Origin of the sequence: Mageeibacillus indolicus UPII9-5, from assembly GCF_000025225.2 — a bacterium.
Classification (GTDB): Bacteria; Bacillota; Clostridia; order Saccharofermentanales; family Fastidiosipilaceae; genus Mageeibacillus; species Mageeibacillus indolicus.
Window position 1 is genome coordinate 350,027 of record NC_013895.2, and the last position, 20,241, is coordinate 370,267.

The 20,241-nt window shown below is 47.0% G+C and carries 11 protein-coding genes; 10 read left to right on the forward strand and 1 reads right to left on the reverse strand.

The features are described from left to right. Positions 1–29: 29 nt before the first annotated feature. The 8 genes from HMPREF0868_RS01610 (at position 30) to HMPREF0868_RS01645 (ending at position 11,409) form a co-directional block, all read left to right on the forward strand. The gene (locus HMPREF0868_RS01610) at positions 30–5,363 is read left to right on the forward strand and encodes a S8 family serine peptidase (RefSeq protein WP_012992966.1); all 5,334 of its coding nucleotides are present in this window, start codon (positions 30–32) and stop codon (positions 5,361–5,363) included. 337 nt (positions 5,364–5,700) lie between these two features. Further along, complete coding sequence (locus HMPREF0868_RS01615) at positions 5,701–6,948, forward strand: hypothetical protein (RefSeq protein ID WP_041705654.1); 1,248 nt, start codon at positions 5,701–5,703, stop codon at positions 6,946–6,948. 76 nt (positions 6,949–7,024) lie between these two features. Then, positions 7,025–7,801, forward strand: coding sequence for a tRNA (guanosine(46)-N7)-methyltransferase TrmB (trmB, locus tag HMPREF0868_RS01620; RefSeq protein ID WP_012992969.1), 777 nt, complete (start codon positions 7,025–7,027; stop codon positions 7,799–7,801). Positions 7,802–8,000: 199 nt separating this feature from the next. Then, positions 8,001–8,285: a 30S ribosomal protein S6 gene (rpsF, locus tag HMPREF0868_RS01625; protein WP_012992970.1), complete on the forward strand. Its 285-nt coding sequence runs from the start codon at positions 8,001–8,003 to the stop codon at positions 8,283–8,285. 16 nt (positions 8,286–8,301) lie between these two features. Beyond that, entirely contained in the window at positions 8,302–8,820 is a 519-nt protein-coding gene (locus HMPREF0868_RS01630) for a single-stranded DNA-binding protein (RefSeq protein WP_012992971.1), read from the forward strand. A gap of 32 nt (positions 8,821–8,852) precedes the next feature. Continuing rightward, complete coding sequence (gene rpsR / locus HMPREF0868_RS01635; protein WP_012992972.1) at positions 8,853–9,125, forward strand: 30S ribosomal protein S18; 273 nt, start codon at positions 8,853–8,855, stop codon at positions 9,123–9,125. A 182-nt stretch (positions 9,126–9,307) separates the two neighbouring features. Further along, entirely contained in the window at positions 9,308–10,456 is a 1,149-nt protein-coding gene (locus tag HMPREF0868_RS01640) for a serine hydrolase (RefSeq protein ID WP_012992973.1), read from the forward strand. A gap of 71 nt (positions 10,457–10,527) precedes the next feature. Beyond that, entirely contained in the window at positions 10,528–11,409 is an 882-nt protein-coding gene (locus HMPREF0868_RS01645) for a LysR family transcriptional regulator (RefSeq protein WP_012992974.1), read from the forward strand. Positions 11,410–11,433: 24 nt separating this feature from the next. Here the strand turns inward: HMPREF0868_RS01645 and HMPREF0868_RS07780 are convergent, their stop codons facing one another. Then, on the reverse strand, positions 11,434–12,117 hold the full coding sequence (locus tag HMPREF0868_RS07780) for a lysophospholipid acyltransferase family protein (RefSeq protein ID WP_012992975.1): 684 nt from the start codon (positions 12,115–12,117) through the stop codon (positions 11,434–11,436). Between the two features lie 176 nt (positions 12,118–12,293). On the opposite strand from HMPREF0868_RS07780, the gene HMPREF0868_RS01655 reads away from it, so the two are divergent. Continuing rightward, on the forward strand, positions 12,294–15,860 hold the full coding sequence (locus tag HMPREF0868_RS01655; RefSeq protein WP_012992976.1) for a PD-(D/E)XK nuclease family protein: 3,567 nt from the start codon (positions 12,294–12,296) through the stop codon (positions 15,858–15,860). Continuing rightward, complete coding sequence (locus HMPREF0868_RS01660) at positions 15,850–20,196, forward strand: UvrD-helicase domain-containing protein (protein WP_012992977.1); 4,347 nt, start codon at positions 15,850–15,852, stop codon at positions 20,194–20,196. Before HMPREF0868_RS01655 ends, HMPREF0868_RS01660 begins: the two co-directional genes overlap by 11 nt. Positions 20,197–20,241: the final 45 nt, after the last annotated feature.

Consider the following 20,241-nt stretch of genomic DNA (forward strand, 5'->3'; position numbering starts at 1 on the left):
TTTCAAACGCCAAAATGAGGGGGACATTTATGAAGAAGACACTGACAGCCTTGGGTCTGGTTACAGCATTGCTGCTGACCTCCTTGCCGGGAGGGCTACTTGCGGCTGCTGAAACAGGTGAGGCGGCGCGAGCAAACGCTGCGGTAACTGAAAGCACCAAAGGTGAAGAAACGGTACGAGTAATCATTCAAACCGAAACGGCTGAGCAAGCCGAAGAGCTGAAACACGAGGTAGGGCTTAAGCCGGGAGCCAAAATTTGTCGGGAATTTGGCTTATCTTTCAACGGATTTTCCGCAGACATTAAAGAAAGCGAATATTTGAGGTTGCAGTTTGACAAGAGAGTTAAACGTATAACTAAATCTAGGCTATTCTATCCGACAATGCACACCGCTAAAGCAATCGGCCAGATTGATGCGGCCATCAGTAAGTATAAAAATAAGGGCGAGGGCATGGTCATTTCGATCATTGATTCCGGCCTTGATGTGACACATAAAGATTTCCAAAAATTGGATAATCCGGCGGCCGCTAAGATAAAAGATGTTTTACCTTTAGGCGGCGAAAACAAGGATACGAAATTCAACCTGAAAGTGCCATACGGCTACAACTTCGCCGACCACAGTTATCGGGTAAAGGGCTTTGCTTCAAATCACGGTATTCACGTTTCCGGTATCGCCTCGGCCAATGCATCAGACGAGGATGTTCAGGCGCACCGTGGTATTGACGGTGTGGCAAGTCAGGCTCAAATTTTGGCTATGACCGTTTTTAGTAACAATAGTGAGTTTAAAGGAGCGCAGGAAGACGATATCATTGCCGCCATCGAGCGCAGCATCGAGAAAAAAGCCGATGTCATCAACATGTCTTTGGGTTCCCCGGGTGGCTTCATGGATGACGCTGATCCTACCGCCAAGGCTATAAAAAAAGCTACCGAGCATGGAATTGTCGTTGTGGTAGCTGCAGGTAATGAAACGGCGGCATTCGCAGATAAATTCGGCAAAGAAATCAGGAATGTCGGCGGACGTCAGGATATTGGTATTGTTGGTTCTCCTTCAACCGCACGAGCTGCTTTTTCGGTCGCTTCAATGGAGAACACGCACGAGTATATCAGTAAATTCTCCTTTGCTGCAGCTGATGGCCAAGAGGTAACATATCCTTACTCTTTGGACAACGGTGTAAATCCGGATCGAGAACTGCCTATCGTGCTTGCCGGACTGGGCAAAACAGAAGATTACAATAATGTTGATTGCCATGGAAAACTGGCTCTGGTCAAGCGCGGCCAGATAACTTTCACCGATAAAGCCAAAAACGCCAAGGCGGCTGGGGCAGCTGGTGTAATCATCTACAATTCAGATAATAATAAAATAGGCTATGCAATAGACGGCATGGGAGATTTCCCGGTATTTAATATTTTGAATGATGCCGGTGAAAAATTGCGCGAGGCGTTGGCGAAAAATCCGGCCTTGAAAATTCATTTCAAAAAGGAACTCGTGCAGTCACCGAATGAAAACAGCGGTTGTATGAGCAGTTTTAGCTCATTTGGTACGACTAATGATCTGTCATTCAAACCGGAGATAACCGGTATCGGTGGCAAAGTTTATTCAACTGACAATAACGGCAAGTATGTTATGATGAACGGCACGTCGATGGCTTCGCCTTATGTTGCCGGCGCAACGGCCTTGGTCATGTCTCAGGCTAAAAAAGAAAATTTGCCGGTAAAAGATTATGTTGCCTGGACTAAAACGACCTTGATGAATACCGCCAAAACAGTGATGAATAAGTCTTTGCCGACTCCGTTACCGTATTCAGTACGCCGTCAGGGCGCCGGATTGATCCAAGTACAAAATGCGATGGACAACCGCGTGGCTTTGACTTACGAAACTGCCGATGGGTCGGCTGCCGCAACTTTACGTAGCTTTAACGGTAGCAAAACGTTCAAAGCGGTTTTGCGCAATTTGGGCAAGGAAAGCTTAACTTTCACGGTCGAACCTGGCAAAGTTTATACAACGGAAACAGTTAATGATAATTTGTTGGAAAAAGAGGCGGCGGCACAGATCACGGCCGATCGTTCTTCTGTAACTGTTCCGGCTGGCGGCACGGCGGAGGTTAAGCTGACTATTAACGCCACTAAGCTAAACAACAGCTTTGTCGAAGGTTTCGTGCGCTTCGTTTCACAAAAGAATGGTCAACCTGATCTGCACCTGCCTTATCTAGGATTCGCTGGCGATTTCAACAAAGAGTCTATTTTTGATAACCTGGATACAGCTGACAACCAGAACGGTACATTCTACGGTGAAACCCGCCTGATGACATTGAATAGAAACAAACTTAACCCTTTCTCCCTCGGCAAAATCGTACCCCTCGGGCTTAAACCTGGAGCGGACGCTCGAAAAGCCAAGCCTTTGTCTGAGCATTGGGCTATTTCGCCTAACAACGATGGTTTAGCTGATGCGGTAATTCCGGAAATTGCCGTGCTGCGCAATGCCGCTCGTATAGAATTCAATATCCTCAACAGCAAGCATGAACCACTGCGTCGTTTAGGTATTTCAAATGATGTCCGTCGTCAAAGTCTCAAGTCTTACATTGATCGCAAGACTAAAAACGAACTTTTCCCCGCCTTCCCATATGTAGAAGGAATCTGGGACGGCAGACTTTATAACCCCAAAAACGGCAAAATGGAGATAGCCCCTGATGGACAATATTATCTCGCCGCTAAAGCTTACCTGACCTCAGCAAGCGAACCGCAGGAGCTGGTTTTCCCGCTCAAAGTTGATACGAAAACGCCGCAGGTTACATTGCTGAAAACCGCTGATCAAAAGGAATATGAGTTGACGCCGAAGGGCCGCTTGCTGAAATTTAAGGTCGAAGATGCCGGGGGAGTCGCTGCGGTTAAGGCTGAAGCAGGTAAAAAAGAACTAGAGGTTAAACAAAACGGTGATCATTATGAAGCACTTTTGCCTTATGGAATCGAATTAAGTGAAGATGTAATGATTACAGCGGATGATTACGCTTACAATAAAGCTATTAAGATGGTGGAAAAAATAAAAGGAAATTCGTTGTCGTTTATTAATTGGCAGCCCCTTGTCACCAAAAAAATTAATCCAATCATGGGTAATCCGTACAGTGGCCAAACAAAGAACAAGGATACCAAAAAGATTGCCTTAAAATTCGTTGGTGAAACAAACGGCAAGCAGATTATTTCCAAGGACTGTCCGGTTGATAATGGTAAATTTCCCTTCGCTAGCTATGTTCTTAAACCGGATGAACAGGGAAAATATCAGGCCTATGCACTTGAAAAAGACGCTAACGGATTGACCATTAAAGAAACTTCACTTGGTAAATTTGTGTATGATTACACCAAACCGACCGTTACTTTTAATTATGTGAGGAAAAATGAAGTAAGTTGTCCAGATAATGCGCAGAAAAATAAGAAGTGCATTGGATATGTCATGCGTAAGAATAAAGACGGTACGGCGACCTACACCGGACAAGTGCATGACAATGTGTTTTCACCCAAGGAACTGACGCTTTCGATAGGCATGCGTGATAATGTGGTCAAAATTAAAGATGACGGAAGTTTCACCTATGTTTTAAAAACTCCTTCAAAACTTTTTGACTTTATCAACGTGTCACAACCGGGTGACCTCAACGGCAACGGTAGCGGAGGAAGCAGCTCGATTAGTTGGCTGAATCTGATCCTCCCAAAGAAAGCGAAGGGTTTGGAAAATACTTATTTGGTTAGTGCCTACTTGGATGCTGACCAACCCGATCCTGCCATTCCTTCCGCTCCGACCGGCGGCTCAAGTGTAGCACCGCAACCTGCAGCACCTACCACGGTGACGAACTTGCCACCTTTCAAGATGCAAGTCGATTCGCGTGTTGTTATAAACCGTAAAGATTTGACCAGCAAGGTGAGAAAAGATGGGCAAGACTATTTTTACACTATAGAGTGCACGACCAGCAGAGGTGACTATAAGGTGTTTATTGACGGTCAGGAAACCAAACCTGTCTTCTCTAACTCTTCGCAAAGCAGATTCCGTCGTGAGGTTAAACTGAAATCGGGAAACAATGAATTTAATATACGTTGCGAAAACTCGGCCGGGGAAGTGATGAAAGATCTTAAGGTTCGCATCATTTTTGATACGGATCTGCCGAATTTGGTCTTGCGCAGTCCGCTTACGGCGGCAAGCAAGTCGGGTGATAATTCTAACGCTGCTCCCGGCACCACCCCAATTCCCGGAAATCCGGGCGGCACTTCAGGCAGCACCACCCCTGCGCCAGCTCACGGTACTCATGGCAACGGTGCTCAAGCCGCGGGGCCTAAATTTGAAATAATTGAAACGTGGCAAGACCAGGTTACCTTCGCCGGGACAGTTTCTGATAACGGCAAAGGCTACAGACTTTATATCAACGGTGACAGCGTTGCGTCACATGAGAGCAATGGCTACCTTGGGGACAACGCTCAAGAGTTTAAAAAGGTGATCCCGGTTAAAGATAACGATATCATCACGCTTGAACTCAACGATATTGCGGAAAATTCCATGGTGGTTAAATACAAGATCAAGAAAGTCGCTCCGCCGGATATTATAAAAGTGGAGGAAACAGCACAGGCGACACCTGCTGGCTTTGCAAGAATAACCTTGAAGACAACGCCGGAAGTGAGCTTTGATGTCAAACTCGGAACCGTAAAATTGGCCGACCTACCGCTGCCGAAAGCTCCTGAAAATACTGAATTCGTCGGATGGTACCTCGACAGCCGCTACACGAAGCCGGCTGGAAAGGAAATAAGTGCAGCTATGGTGCTGTATCCAAAATTCAAGTCGACCGTGCCGCCGGAGCAGGAAAACGAATCGGATGAGGACGATAACTATGATAACGGCGATAGTGACACAAGCGATGATAATGTAATTGACAGCGTCAGCCGGTTACTGCCACGCCGTGATGAAAATCCGACCTTGCCCGAACCGCAACCAGTGGTAGAAAAGCAAACGGTCAAACGAGTATCTGACGCACCTGCTGCCACTAAAGCAAAAACCAGCAAAGCGATGAGTAATGGTAAAAAAGCGGACGCGACAAACGCCACATCGCCGACAAAACCTGAGGCAACGACAACTGCTGAGCCTTCAAAATCGACGGAAGCGGCGACTTCCAGCTCAAAGCAAGCCTCTGAAGCGAAAGATGAGCGCACGCTGGCTAAAATGTCAACGGAAATAGATTCAGATGCGAACGAAAAACGGCTTACTGGATCGTCTTCACGAACCGGTTATGTGATTGCCGGAGCGGTTGGTGCGGCTGTAGCCTTAGGCCTGATTGCCGGTGCGGTTATCCATCTGCTGAACGGTAAGCGTCGCCGCTCTAAACGCTACTAATCACTACTATTGACCATCCCAAAGGCACCCCTGAGGTACACTGCTCAGAGACCCCGTTAAAGAGTTCAGTCAGAGGCCCCATTGATCTCACATTGGCACCATTATGATACGGCTCTTGGCGATACGGTGCCTGAGGGCCGGCGATACGGCAAAATACAAGCTCAAGTCAATGTACGTCTGTTTGTTTCACGGATCAAATCAATCCGTTGAGCAGGCCGGCGTCTGACTTGGGCTTTTTGCCGCTATTCGGACTGTTCGCAAAAAGAAAATAGTGCTATAACTGAATATGAGAGACATTTCACCCGAGCTGATAGCATTTATTTTATTTGGAGAAAATATGAACTGGAGCGAATTTTATCAGCAACAAGAAACTTTGACCGCGGAAGCTTTTTATAAGAAACTTGGCAAGGTGAGCAAAATTGAAAGTAATGCCGCTGATTTAGGTCAAATTATCGCGCTTATCCAAAAACAAAGCCCTTATTTGAGAGTTCGGCTAATAAAGGTAGCAGCTAAAAATCGTGTGCGATTTTCGTTTGAGCAGTTGTTGCAAATTGTAATTCTTATACCGTGGCGCAACCGCCGCCTGCTCAACCAAATGGTTACAAATGTCAATTCCCACTTGACGGAAACCGAATTGACTAAACTCATGACGTATCCAATTTGCCATGATGCCGTCGCAAACTATTTACGGTGCTGTATTAAACGTCGCGAACACTATTCTTTCGCTTTTCTGCAATTGTTGTTTCAAAATTTGTCGAATGGCAATATGTTTAATAAGGCGGTTGAGGCAGGGGCGATCGGCTTGACGGAGGCAGAAATTTTTGCCTTGGCACCTCGTTTGCAGAAAAATGTTTTGGAACATGTGTGGCGACGCAGCGGTTTGAAGTTAGACGCGGCAGCTCTGACTAAGCTGTCTACGGCAAGAAAAAAACGGGCTGCCGACCCGTTTGAACGTGAGGCACGTCAGACAAATGTACAAAATCAACTGGTACAATATTGTCAAGACGGTAATCCGCTCATTTGCCGCGTGTTTCATATCGGCAGGCTGAAAGCTTTTCTTTGCCGGCACGGTTTGACGGAGATCGAGCCCGTTGATATTACTGCTGAATTTAATCCAAAAGATATTGTATACTATGAAATGCTTATCCGTGCTGTTGCTGCCGCTTCCCAAAGTCCGGCGGTGAAAAATGAGGCCGAACGGCAAATAGAGCAATACCTAAATCGTGGGATCTATGATGAAAGTACCGGCAAACCGGAAATGCCTGAATCCAGAGCGTCTTCAGTCTATGCCGGTGAAGACGACGGTGACGAAGATTATGACTATGACGATGATGGCTATGATGACTATGACGACTATGACGGTGTTGATGACGACGGTGGTTTGCTTACCGGCTTAGCTGCTGCCGCTGTAATGAAACACACCAGGGATCACCGACAACATGGGGCTGCTTGCACTTGCCCTAAATGTGTAGGTAATAAAGAACACTATGGCTATCGTTACGGCCGTTGGTATTACGGGCATAACCATACTGACGGTTGTGAAACCGGTGAAGACAACTGCGATGACGGTTCATGGTTAGACTGACCCGTTATCAGGCGGATTCGCACCGGCTAGTTTAAGCAAATTACAATAAGGAGACCGGCAAGTTTTGCCGATATAAATGCGTTTACGAAATATACCTGAAGCAAGCGAAAAAATTAAACTCAGCCCTTGGGTTGTGGCTGACCCGCCCCAAAATTTCGGAGCATGGGATACTGAATTTGCGAATAAAGCTCCGATACATTTGGAAATTGGTATGGGAAAAGGCCAATTCATTATTGCGATGGCCAAATTGCACCCGGAAAATAACTACGTAGGTATCGAACGGTTTGACAGTGTTTTATTACGTGCCACGCAAAGATGCGCGGTCGCCGCGGCAAAGGCGACAGCGTACAGTGAGCAGAAGGCGACAACCCCAACACCCCCTGCCCGCGACATCCAACGGCAAAAAATCCCCAATTTGCGTTTGCTGCGCTTTGATGCTACAGAACTTACCTCAGCTTTCGCACCGGGAGAAGTTGCTTGCGTATATTTGAATTTTTCCGATCCATGGCCGAAAAAACGGCATGCGAAACGCCGCTTGACTTCGCCGCCATTTTTGGCACGTTACGCCAATATTTTGACGGCTGACGGTGAACTGATTTTCAAAACGGACAACCGCAAATTATTTGACTATTCATTGGAAAGTATAAAAGAGGCTGGATGGTCGATAGAAAGTTATACATACGATTTGCATCATGAAATGACGCAAATCGAGGAAAATGTTATGACGGAATACGAAACTCGTTTCGTTGCGCTCGGCAAACCAATTTGTCGCCTGGTGGCAAGACCGCCTTATTCTAGTGCTCATTTCGCGGCAAAAGCAGACAGTCGGGCAAAGGCAGCCAGGTTTAGCTAAATACCTATTACAGATCGGGACATTTTCGTTTGTGGTATATCAGGACATTATCATTTGTGGCTCATAATGACGCGGTTCTGGGCTTCCGTCAAGCTTGAAATAAACGCCTGCGTATGCTATAATCGTACAGCTATGCAAATGCATAAGTTAGTCCTCGCTCTGCCGGAGCAGAGTCGTGAGTCCAAGGGGAGGTGAAAGAATGAATAAATACGAATTGGTATATGTCTTGAGCACAACTCAAGGCGACGAAGCGGTAGCTGCCGCAAGTGAAAAAGTTCAAGCCTTGGTAGCGTCCAAAGGTACGGTAACCAATGTTGAAGAATGGGGCCGTCGTAAGTTGGCATACGAAATTCGCGATGAAAAAGAAGGCTTTTACGTTGTCGTTAATTTTGAGGCCGCCGCTGATGCACCGTACGAAATCGACCGTATCTTAAAAATTAACGAAGACGTTTTACGTTACCTGTTAATTCGCAAAGATAACTGAGAAAGAGTGAGGTAGTATGAATAAGGCTATTTTGATGGGAAGATTGGTTCGTGACCCGGAATTGCGTACTACACAAAGTAACGTTGCCGTGTGTACATTCACTGTCGCTGTCGATCGCAGGTTTAAAAATACTAACGGAGAGCGACAAGCTGATTTTATTCCGATAGTTGCTTGGCGTCAGCAGGCGGAATTTGTCGGACGTTATTTCAAACAAGGTTCACGAATTGCTTTAGTCGGCAGTATTCAGACGAGAACGTGGGACGATACCGAAGGAAAACGTCACTATGTGACGGAAGTCATTGCGGATGAGGTGTATTTTGCCGATTCCAAACGTGATGCGGCCGGTTCCGACACTTATGAATCAGCTCCTGCCCCGTCGGCCTACAATCGGTCGACACCTGCAGCCGCAAACTCTGAAAAACCAGCCGGTGAAACCAAAGCCGATAAGTCGGGGAAACCGTATGAGAGCACGTCAGGCAATAATTTCAATGATTTTATGACCGATGATGATACTACCTTGCCGTTTGACATTTAATTGAGCTTTGTAAAGGAGTAAAGGAGAACAATATGGCTGAACAAAGACGCAGTCGTGACTTTGATCAAGAAGGTCGCGCCCCTCGTCAAAGAAGATCACGTCGCAAAGTTTGTAACTTTTGTGCCGATCATATTGAGACGATTGATTATAAAGATGTAGTGCGTTTGCGTAAATTCGTTTCCGAACGCGGTAAAATTTTGCCCAAGCGTATGTCAGGCACCTGCGCTAAACATCAACGTGAGTTGACAATTGCTATCAAACGGGCTCGGCATTTGGCTTTGCTGCCGTTCATCGGTGAAGCTTAAGTCCGCAACGGCCTGATGATTCGATGATTGATAGGTCACGAAACCTACAAATAGGCAAATGATACAGGATAGATCGAGAATGACAAACCGATTACAGGTAACTGTGGTCGGTTTGTCAGATTTAGCAAAGTATGAAAAAACGCTGCTAATTTTGACTTGATAGGCGGAAGGGAGGATGTTTGATGGGTAAGATTGCCGTTGGGTTTCTCTGCGGTTTGCTGGCTTGCAGCCTCGCCGGCTGTGACGGCTTAAGTTCGCTTATTATTGGGGAACCGATGCAGTCCCCAAATGCCTGCTCGGCGGTCATTGCCTCAGCGGCGAATGATGCTGCCGGTAATTTCGACAGTGAAGTAACATCCTCCGACCGAAGTACTCATGCGCAAGGTAATATTGATGGTAGCTCCGTTCCTGCGCCCGAAGCTATTGCCTTGACGGAGCCGATGCCGACTGCGACGGAAGGTGACTATACTACGTTAGCCGACGCGGCTAAGTTTGAGGATGACAGCGCAAATCAACTGGTTAAAGTTGCTGAACTCAGCCGAACCCGTCTTGCCGCTCCCAAGGTCAGCTACTCGGAAAACACCCCGGATATGCAAGAATTTGCTGCCGCTTTCACTGATTTTTTACAGCAAAGAGGAATTGATGAACGAAATTTTTCCTTCGCTTATCAGGACATTCGCAGCGGTGAACGGTACGAGTATAACCCTGAGCAACGGTATATGGCGGCGAGTTGCATGAAGCTCGGCATGGCCATGGCCTGCGCCCAGCTCGTTGAACGGGGCATTTTGAACTGGAATATGTTGATCCCCTGCGTCCCCGATGAGGTAGACTATATTTATCAAGCCAATGAATTGGCGGCTCTCGGAGAAAAATGCTCATTAAGAGATCTTTTGAGCAAGGCGTTGCGGTACAGCAACAATTCTGCGACCAGCGTTTTATTCCATTTCTTTAAAATCAACGGTCGTCAGCTTCACCACTACATTGATGAGGCTACAGGTATGCACTATGCTGCCGACACTACCATGTCCGCTCGCGAGGGAATCAATTTGCTAGCTGGATTGGTACAGAATCCGAACGGTTGCACAGGCTATCGTTTAATCATAAATGAAATCCATCAAAGTACGTGGAATAATTACCTAACGCGTGAGCTGCCGCGTAACATTTGCGCCAATAAATACGGTGAAATGAACGGTTATACCAATGAATTAGGCATTGTTTATACGAACCGGCCGTTTATCTATTCTGCTTTCGGTGTTGGCTTGGACGCTTACACGTTTTATCCTGCTTTGGGCAAGTTCGTGTATGATTGGAACTTAGCTCATCAAAAATGAAGAATTTTTTTGTTGATTAGACGCGTGATGCGTTAAATTATCCGGACTTGCAGTTGAAAGCGAGATATTTGATGGTGAGTTTTGATTACTATAAAATTTTTTACACGGTAGCTTTGACAGGAAGCTTTTCGGGAGCTGCGGCCAAACTCAACCACAGCCAACCGAATATAAGCAGGGCAATTGCGAACTTGGAAAATGAATTGAACTGTGCTTTATTCCTGCGCACCAACAAGGGCGTTGAAATGACCGCAGAAGGACAGGTTCTATGGGAACATGTCAGTCGGGCGATCAGTGAACTTTCGCTAGCTGAAAACAAAGTTATTTCCATGCGCAACATGAGCTACGGGAGCGTAAGAATAGCTTGCACCGATAACGCACTAAATCGGGAGATCGTCAATAAACTCTGCTGCTTCCGCAAAAAATTTCCCAAAATCAATTTGCGGATAAGCAGCAATACAACCAAACAGGCTCTGGCCGCTTTGCTAGATGGCGAAGTTGAACTTGCCTTAATCACAACGGAACTAACCAAATATCGCAGTCTAAATCTGACGAAGGTTTCTGAGTATCGGGAGGTGGTAGTCATCGGGCGAAACTTTGGTGGCGAGATGCATGAAACCACTGATTGGAAAGGGTTGCTGGATTATCCTCTGATTTACTTAGACTCGGAAAGTGAAAGTTACGGCTATTATAAAGACTTCTTTAAAAAAATGAATCTTGATTTCCGGCCGAATATTGAAGTCGCTTCGACTTCACGCATCGTTCCGCTGGTAAAAGCCGGTTGTGGGTTAGGCATAATTAGCGCGGAAATGGCGACAAAAGAAAATGCCGATGGCGAAATGCGGAAACTCACATTACAGTCGGAATTGCCGCGACGCGACATTGTACTGGCAACGGTAGCAAATAAAAATTTAAGCCTGGCAGCAACAACTTTAAAAAATATTTTATTAAATTAAGCCTGCTTGGCTGAGACCGTTTGGTTAAGACTGTTTGGCGGTTGCTGCGGCTTGCTCACGGTAATTCGCCTCGATTTCCCGGGTTAGAGCATGCGGGTCGGAGTGGCTGTCTGTCGGAATGGGTTTTCCTATGACCAATTTGAGTCGGCGTCTTTGCCAAGGATGAAATTTAAATGGGTGGGGGAATTTATACTGCCGCCCGAAAATTTCATAACCGCCTTCAATGTAAACCGGTAAGATGGGTACCCCGGCTTTAATCGCTATATAAGCGGCTCCGCTTTGAAATTCACCTAATTCTCCGTTGAAACAGCGCGTCCCTTCAGGATGTACCAAAAGAATGTTCCCGGCTTGCACCTGATTTTTGGCGGTAATCAGTCCGCGAATGGGGTTGCCTTTGCGATCTATGGGTACGGCGCGTCCGACATGGCTAATAAGTTTGCCGAACCACCCGTAATCGGTTAGTAAATCAGCCCCGGCTAGTGCGGAGAAGGCGGCAAAGTGTTGCGGCGGTAAAACACTGGCAATCCACATTCCGTCAACAAATGTTTCGTGATTGGCAATGATAACATATGGTAAGCTGTCCGGTATATTTTCCGAGCCGGTTACTTCGAACTTTAAAAATGTTCGAGTAAGCCACATCCCGAAATGATAGGCAAGACGCGCAGTAAATCCTCGTTTCAAAGGTATGGATTTCTTTTTTTCAGGCATAGGAGCTCCTTGTGAATTAAAACTTTATCTATAATTATACATGTTTAGTTGGCAGTTTTCACCTCGGGGGGGGAATGTTAAAATAAAGTTAATCAAATTACGTAAATATAATGGCAGTGGTTTTATTCGGTCGCACAAATGTGTGTGGTTAACAGGTGTTATACAAAGGCGGCAATGTGATTGAAGTTACTTTAGGAAAAAATATATATCAATTAGAAGATGTCATGCTGGCGGCGACGCGACATTGGCAGAACAGCGTTTTTCGCGGCGGTAAAGATGGGGCCGTCGGCGGGAATGAGGCTGATGGTCGAAGTGGGCTAGGCGTAGGCGGCAAAGTCGCCGGTCGTGGCTTTATCGTCGTGCCGGATAATTGTGCTTTCGAGGTGGAACAGCATTATCTGCAGCTCGCCGGAAAGGGTAGCCTGCTTTTGGCGGAGGCCCTGGGGTGGCAGCATTTTTTCTTGCGCTTGGCCGATGAGTTGAATGTCCCGTCCGCTAATTTACTGGACAAATCTGGCCAGGCGGCTTTGCTGAACCGAATTTTGCATGCTCACCGCGATGAACTGCCTTTCCTCGGGAAGCTGGTCAACAAAAGGGGATTTTTGCATCAAATTCAAGATATTTTGTTAGAGTTTCGCCGCTATAATGTTGGAGCCGCAGATTTATGTGCTTTGGGGAAAAAATTGGTCGAACATCCCGTAGAAGGGTTAAGCGAGCCGGAAAAAATTTTGGACTGGAGTAGGTTACTCGGCCTGTTTGAAAGTGAAATTGCGGAAAATAATTTGCCTGATCAGAAAGGTCGCTTGCGATTATTGGCGGAGTGGCTGGAAAGTGCGGTGAAATCTAAGAAAGCGCGGGCAATGGCCGGTGACACAGCGGCTGAATTGAGGGACGAAGTCGTGCTTAATTATATTTGCCAAACGAATTTTTGGTTTTGGGGAATAGGCGACGACTATCTGCTCACCGGTGATGAAAAGCGAATTATCCTTGCCTTAAGCGGATTGCAGGCGAATCTTTATTTTTATTTTGCGGCGGAAAGTTTGACAGAAACTACCCGACGGAATTTGAACATTGCCGGTGTAGTTATTGAAAATGAAGCGGAAATGAATGGGTTTCGATCCTCGGCCGACTATTGTTTTTCTTCGGCGGCAATAGATTTTGTCGTTGCGGAATTGCCGGTAAGGAAGGTGCGCTTTTTGCCGGGCTCCGTTGCGCTGCGGTCTGGTTCGCCGCTCGACGTTGTGACGGTAACTGTCCCGGATATGACGGTGGAGGCGGAAACGACGATAGCTGAATTGTTGCGCCTTCATCTGACTGAAAATATACCGTGGCAGGAGATGGCGATCATCTGTTCAGATGAAAGTTTGCACGAGGCTTTGAACTTGGCTGGACAGCAGTTGGGCGTGCCGCTACAGGACGCCGGGAAGCTCAAACTCAGTGATTCGCCTGTATTTACATATCTGAATGCTTTGTTTGATTTGCCGCGGCGCAACTGGTCTTTGCCGGCGGTGCTTAATCTTTTGCGTTCCGGCTTGACCGGGGCGACAACGGACGAAATTGACGTGGCGGAGAATTATTGGTTGGCCAATGGGTTGGGTTACACGGCTATTTTTGATGCCAAAAGATATAATTCGGCGGCTACGGATGTGGAAGCGGATGTGGATGCGGATGTGAAAGCGGATGCGGCTATGGATGCGGCCGCGGCTTTGGATACGGGAAATGTTTTGACACTGAATGCGGAGCCGGAAAGCGTAGCGGATGACGCTGCTGTAGCTTGGCAGCTGGTGGTTAAGCATTTGCGACCGGTTTATGAATTTATCACTGCTTTGCCCTTAGAATTGCCCTGTCGTGAAATGCTGGATAGGCTAAACTTATTTTTTCAGGCCGTCGATTTGACAGGAACGCTTCGCCAACGTATGGCTGATGCTCCAGCTGGCCAAGAAATTTTATATAGCAAAGGGTGGCAGGAATTTTTCAAAGCCGCGCGGACTTTACGCGATCTACAAGGAGATGTTGTCGAACAATTTGCTGATTTAGGAGAGATTCTGGCCGATTTGCTGACCGACCTAACTGTCAACATCGTTCCGAGTCGCCTTAGTCAGGTTAAAATAGGCAGTGCGACGGAAATTCTTTCAGCTAATTTGAAAGTTATATATGTTTTGCGGGCGGATGAGGAGTTGAGTGGGTGCAGTGCTTACTCCGGACTTTTACGTGATAGTGAACGCGCGGCGCTGGGGAAGCTTTTACAGATAAATTGGCCGGGGCAGCATCAAAGTGACTATTGGCGGAATGCATCGGTGTGGCGGCGGCTGGCGGATGCGGCGAGCAAGATTTATTTTAGTCGCAATGATGGTGAGTTTGAGTCGGTCCTACAGCAGCTTGCATCAAGGCGACAGATCAATTTGCTCCATCAGGTCACGTTGGCAGATAAACTCTCGCCAAATGATTTGCGCTATTGGTATCCTAAATTTCGGCGGCAGGATTATCAGCCAACTGCTACAGGGGAAGTTATAACAAGTTTAAATGTTTCAGCTGACGGTGCGTCTGAGAACGGTGGGGCGGACAAAGGTTGGCGGGAAAACGGTGCGTCTGAGAAAATTCATTCCGTAAGCCGCCAAGTTGTTTTGTCCGATGAAATGAAGATGGCGGCCTTGCCTTTGACACAAAAGCTTAGCGTATCCCGCTTAGAAAAATATGCTGCCTGTCCGTATCAATATTTGGTCGACTATTTGCTGATGGCTAGACCGCGAGAAGAATGGAACCCGCAGGTGACCGATGTTGGTGTTTTGATGCACGGAATATTGGAAAAATATTTACCGATGAAACTGGCTGAAAATGAAACTTATTCCATGACATTGGCGCGCCTCGAACAAGAAGATTTGGCCGGCCGGATGGCCGAGGTCGGCGAGTGGTTGGACGAATACATTGCCGCCGACAGCCGACTGCGAGCATTTAGAGACGCGGGGATTTACAGTTCTGTCACCAGGCAGGTCAAACGCCGCTTAAGTCGTTCTTTGCCGGCGATATGGGCAAGTTTTTTATCCGGCGCGGCAGGAGAACATAAAATCTTTCGCCCGACCGCCTATGAGTGGGCCTTCGGGTTGAGTGAAGCCGGCGGCTCTGCAAGGCCGCCTTATCGGCTACGTCTTTCAACAGGCGACAGCGTTGACCTGTGCGGCAAAATTGATCGTATTGACTTTGCAATGAACAGTGACTTACAACCGACCGGGGAATTCAGAATCGTTGACTATAAATCTAATCGTAGTGAGCCGAATATATATCATATATATTATGGCTTGGAATTCCAATTGCCTCTTTACATAGCCGCGTATGCAGCCCATCTGCGCCGCCCGACAGGTGAGGATTTCCAAGACGATGCCGGATATTTTAGCTTAAAGCCAAAAACAGATGTGCCGCAAACTTTTTCCGGTCTGAAGAAAGGATTGAATAAATTGCAGAAAGAAGGCTTCCCGGTTGAAGCGGTAAGTGATTTGGTAAAAAAAGCGGAGTTTAAAGCCGGCGAATTGGTGGAGGCTTTACGCGGCGGCAGTTTCAATCCGCATCCGCGAGTTGCCGACTACAAAGATGAGTTGCCGTGTCGCTACTGTCGGGCCCGCGGAATTTGCGGCAATGATCGCGGCTTACTCAATGCTAATGTGTGCCGGGTGAGGGTGAAAAAGGTTGCTCCGTCGTCGGCTTCGTCGTCGGCTCCGTCATCGGGAGGAGAGGTGAATGATGGCTGAGATTAATTTTACTGCCGAACAACAAGCGGTTTTGACTGCTCCAATCGGGAATATTCTGGTTTCCGCCTCGGCCGGCTCCGGTAAAACGGCCGTACTGACGGAGCGTATTTTAGAACATTTGCTGAGTGGACAAACTGAGCTAAATCGACTGGTGGTAGTTACTTTTACTGAAGCGGCAGCCAAACAAATGAAAGATAAAATCAGGCGTAAAATTCTGGCGAAGATTCCGTCATGCTGCCCGGACGAAGCGGCGATATTACAGGATCAGATGGCATATATGCCAGGGGCCGATATCTCCACCATGCATGCGTTTTGTAAAAAAATAATTAAAGAATTTATATATGTTCTACGAGACGATAAGGGCAATCCGTTGCTCGATACTGAATTCAAAACACTCGACGGAACTGAGGCTGCTTTACTTTTACAGCAGGCTTTGGACGATGTGCTTAATCAGATTTACGTTGGAATTGATCATGGTGAACTGCCGAAAATTTGCTGGGATTTCGTTGGTTTGTCGCCTGCCGCGGCGCAAATGGCGTTTTATCGCTTGTTGGATAGCTGTGATTTTAATGGCGATGATGCGGCATTGCGTGAATTGCTGAGTAACAGTTTGACTAAGTTGCGTAGTTTACCGCATTACGGAGAGTTTTTGCTGCAAAGTTTGGATGAATATAAGCAAATATGCAAAAATTTCAGTAAAAGTAGGTTCTTGCCCTTGCTTTTGTTTCACCTGAATACTTTGTTGGTCAGAGCTTATCCGGCAATCCGGCGGTTAGAGAGTATTCTGCAGACGCATGATGTAAGTACGTTGGCCGCCGCCAAAACTGAGGGGCTGTTGTTCTACGCCAATTCGGGTAGTGCGGCAAAAATTGCGGAAAATTTGCAAAAAGATTTGCAGTTGCGCTCGGTTGCTGCCGGCAATTTACGGCAGCTCAAGGCGGTCTATGATAAGTTGCAGGACTGGCTCGCAAGTGCACAAGATGATGTAGACGCCGCAAATGAAACGATGAAAGCAATTCTTAACACGATCGAAGCTGGCCGAAAAAACTGTGCCGCGTTGGCACTGCGGGCCGGCGGAAAAAGTCCCGACAAGGCCGAATTTATTTATTTATATCGAACCTTTGCGGCTGAACCGTTGGCGTGGATTAACTCGGCCGAATACAGTGTTACTGAAGCAGAACAAAAAAATTTCGTTTTCCCTGGGGTAAGACCGTTTGGGGCTGATATGGAGGCGATTGAGGCTGATCTGACTGATATGCTACCCGTTTGGCAGGCTTTGGCGGCTTTGCTGCTGTTTTTGGATCAGACTTACGCATCTTATAAACTTAAACAAAACGCTGTGGATTTCGGTGATATGGAGCATTATGCTTTGCGGATTTTAGAAAATCCGGCCGTGCGTGAATATTGTCAAAATTTCTATCAGGAGGTTTATGTCGACGAATATCAGGACACCAGTTCTATTCAGGAATCAATTTTGCAGGCCCTGAGTAAAAATAATGTTTTCAGGGTGGGGGATATCAAACAGAGTATCTATCGTTTCCGCTATGCTAATCCGGATATTTTTGCCGCGTTGGAGTCTGAACTGGAAATGTCAACGGCACCTGCGGCGGTTCCGGGAGCGGCACCGGCCGGTAGGCTGCTGCGACTAAATAACAATTATCGATCTGTGCCTAATATTTTAGGCGTGGCCAATTTCGTTTTCAGCCGCTTGATGAACGGAGAAGACGGAGAAATCGACTATCGAACCAAGCATCAGTTCGTGGCCAAACGGGAAACAACCGCTGATCCGCGAGTCAAGGTTATTTATACGGCGGACGGGCGCGGTGATGACCTGAGTGAGGCGGAAAATGAAAGTTTGGCAACCGATGAATTGTTGCGCAAACCTAATTCCGTTACGCTTGAATGTGTAAAGCTGGTCGATGAATTGCGCAAGGATGCCGCTCAAGGCATTGCTTGGGAAGACGTGGCAATATTGGTGCGACGTAACAATACGGCGGCAGTGATCAGTAAGTGGCTGGAACGGTATGGGATACCTGTCGAAAAAAATATGCCGCAAGAGTGGTACAAAACGAGCGAGGTTTTGCAAGTCGAAGCTTTGTTGCAACTGATCGACAACCGGCGGCAAGACTATCCGTTGTTGGCGGTTCTGCGGTCAAACCTGCATCCGTTCGGATTTACCGAAAATGAACTGGTGGCGATAAGGCTCTATTTCCGACAAAATGCATCGCCTGAATTACAATATCGCAGTTATTTTCATACTGCAGTGGAATTTTATCTGGCTGATAGTACTCACGAAATACGGGCCGAGGCTGAATCAGCCGTCGCTCCGGACAGCAAGTCTGAAGCTGAACCGGCCGCCGCTCCGGACAGCGATCTAAAGCACCGCCTACGTGAATTTTTCCACTGGTTGGCTACATGGCGATCTTTAGCACTTAGCACTTCTGTGCCAAATTTGATTGCGGCTATTTTGCAAAGCATGGATTTGCCGGCAGAAATTAAAGGCGAAGAGCTTGAAACGCGGCAGCAGGCGTTAGATCTTATGTTGACAACGGCCTATTCATATAACTCTAATTACCGCCACAACCTGCGCGAATATTTAAAATATTTAGAGGAAATAAGGCTGCAGGCCATATTGGATAGCGAAAAGAATGCCGGCGGTGGTGTTAAATTGATGACGTATCACGGATCAAAAGGCCTAGAATTCCCCATCGTATATTTGCTTGATTTAGGCTGTGGCCGCAGTGACTGCCCTGCCGCAGATAAGTTTATTATTGATGACAAGTTAGGCTTGGCCGGACTATGGATTGATCCCAATGCCGATGACGCTGCTCAAAGCCGCCGGTCAACACCTTTGATGGATGCGGAGATTTTGGCTGAACATAAGGCGGAAAAAGCCGAACAAATAAGATTGCTTTATGTGGCCATGACTCGCGCGAAAGACAGTTTACGTATAATTACCGCTTTTGATGAAAAAATTGGCGAGACGGAATGGAAAAAACAGCCGGAATTTTGGCAGAGTAAAAATGCGGTAGATATTTCTGACGCTGCTGCAGGGCAGATTATGGTTAATCGGACGAAGTCTCATGCCGACATGCTGAATTTGGCTTTTAATTCTTTGCCCAATATTGATCGGATGCGAGATTTGCTGCTCGCTGCCAAACCGTTTCAGCTTAGTTATGGGGATACTTCGTCCGGCAAAATAGACCTGGCGACCGCCGGCACTGAAGTTCCGGCAACAGATTGTAGAATTGAATTTGTTTTTTCTCCGGTTGAGGCGTTGGAACCATATATAAAGCCGAATACGCCGGCGAACACTAAACCGACAACGGAGGACAAATCGACCGCAGCAGAGGCCATAATCGCGACAGAGCAACAGACAACGGCAGATCAACTGACAACGACAGACACCGTGCGGGGCCAGTTCGCGGCGGTGGATCAAGCACCAACCCCTTCGAAAACGGTGGATCAAGCATCCGTCCCGTTCACCCTGCCTGCCGACCGACAAGACATTGTTTTGCAGTATCAACCTGATCCAACTGAAATTCAACCGGCAAAAACCACCGTAACCATTTTATCGCGTGAGTCGGAGCGGAGCGACGAAATTACAACCCGAGAAATGTCGATGAAACCTGATAGCGATACTTTGATTTTGGATATGAATTTCGATTTACCAGAATGGCCGACAGAGAAGATGACCGGTGCTGAAAGAGGAACATTGCTGCACCGCTGCATGCGAAAGCTAGACTTTACTGCTATGGCCAACGTCACCATGATAACGCCGGCTATGGCCAAGCCTAGCATGGAACAGGTAACTATAGAAAAAGTCACTGCCGCCACGTCAACACTGTCCGCTCAAACCTCGCCTGCCGCGGCAATTGACAAGGAACTGGAACGACAATTAACTTATCTGCGCGAACGCAATATTTTTACCGAGCGTGAATACACTGAGCTTGGCCGCTGGATAGACAAGATCAGACAGTTTTTCTTAAGCGATTTATTTAGAGCTATGCTGAAGGCCGAGCAAACTGGAGGCAATATTTTCCGTGAGACCCCATTCACTATGAATGTACCTGATGATCCACGGATAGGAACAGATGTTATCGTGCAAGGCCAAATTGATTTATGGTTCACCGACGGCCGAAAAAACGCTTTGGTTGATTACAAAACCGACTGCCTGAAAGAGGCCGATCCGGAGCAACAGGACGAAGCTGTCCGAAAAAGATATGCAGCACAGCTCAATTATTATGCCAAAGCTCTGGAACAGGCGACCGGTTTACCGACAGCGGCAAAAATTATTTGGTTATTGCGCTATGGACGGGCGATATATCTGGAATAAATTTTTGAAATAAGATACAATTATACATATTATATAAAAGTTCGA

What these genes read in the sequence shown, in the direction of transcription:
- HMPREF0868_RS01610 (WP_012992966.1), top strand. Translation starts at nt 30, where the DNA reads ATGAAGAAGACACTGACAGCCTTGGGTCTGGTTACAGCATTGCTGCTG.
- HMPREF0868_RS01615 (WP_041705654.1), top strand. Translation starts at nt 5,701, where the DNA reads ATGAACTGGAGCGAATTTTATCAGCAACAAGAAACTTTGACCGCGGAA.
- trmB (WP_012992969.1), top strand. Translation starts at nt 7,025, where the DNA reads ATGCGTTTACGAAATATACCTGAAGCAAGCGAAAAAATTAAACTCAGC.
- rpsF (WP_012992970.1), top strand. Translation starts at nt 8,001, where the DNA reads ATGAATAAATACGAATTGGTATATGTCTTGAGCACAACTCAAGGCGAC.
- HMPREF0868_RS01630 (WP_012992971.1), top strand. Translation starts at nt 8,302, where the DNA reads ATGAATAAGGCTATTTTGATGGGAAGATTGGTTCGTGACCCGGAATTG.
- rpsR (WP_012992972.1), top strand. Translation starts at nt 8,853, where the DNA reads ATGGCTGAACAAAGACGCAGTCGTGACTTTGATCAAGAAGGTCGCGCC.
- HMPREF0868_RS01640 (WP_012992973.1), top strand. Translation starts at nt 9,308, where the DNA reads ATGGGTAAGATTGCCGTTGGGTTTCTCTGCGGTTTGCTGGCTTGCAGC.
- HMPREF0868_RS01645 (WP_012992974.1), top strand. Translation starts at nt 10,528, where the DNA reads ATGGTGAGTTTTGATTACTATAAAATTTTTTACACGGTAGCTTTGACA.
- HMPREF0868_RS07780 (WP_012992975.1), bottom strand. Translation starts at nt 12,117, where the DNA reads ATGCCTGAAAAAAAGAAATCCATACCTTTGAAACGAGGATTTACTGCG.
- HMPREF0868_RS01660 (WP_012992977.1), top strand. Translation starts at nt 15,850, where the DNA reads ATGATGGCTGAGATTAATTTTACTGCCGAACAACAAGCGGTTTTGACT.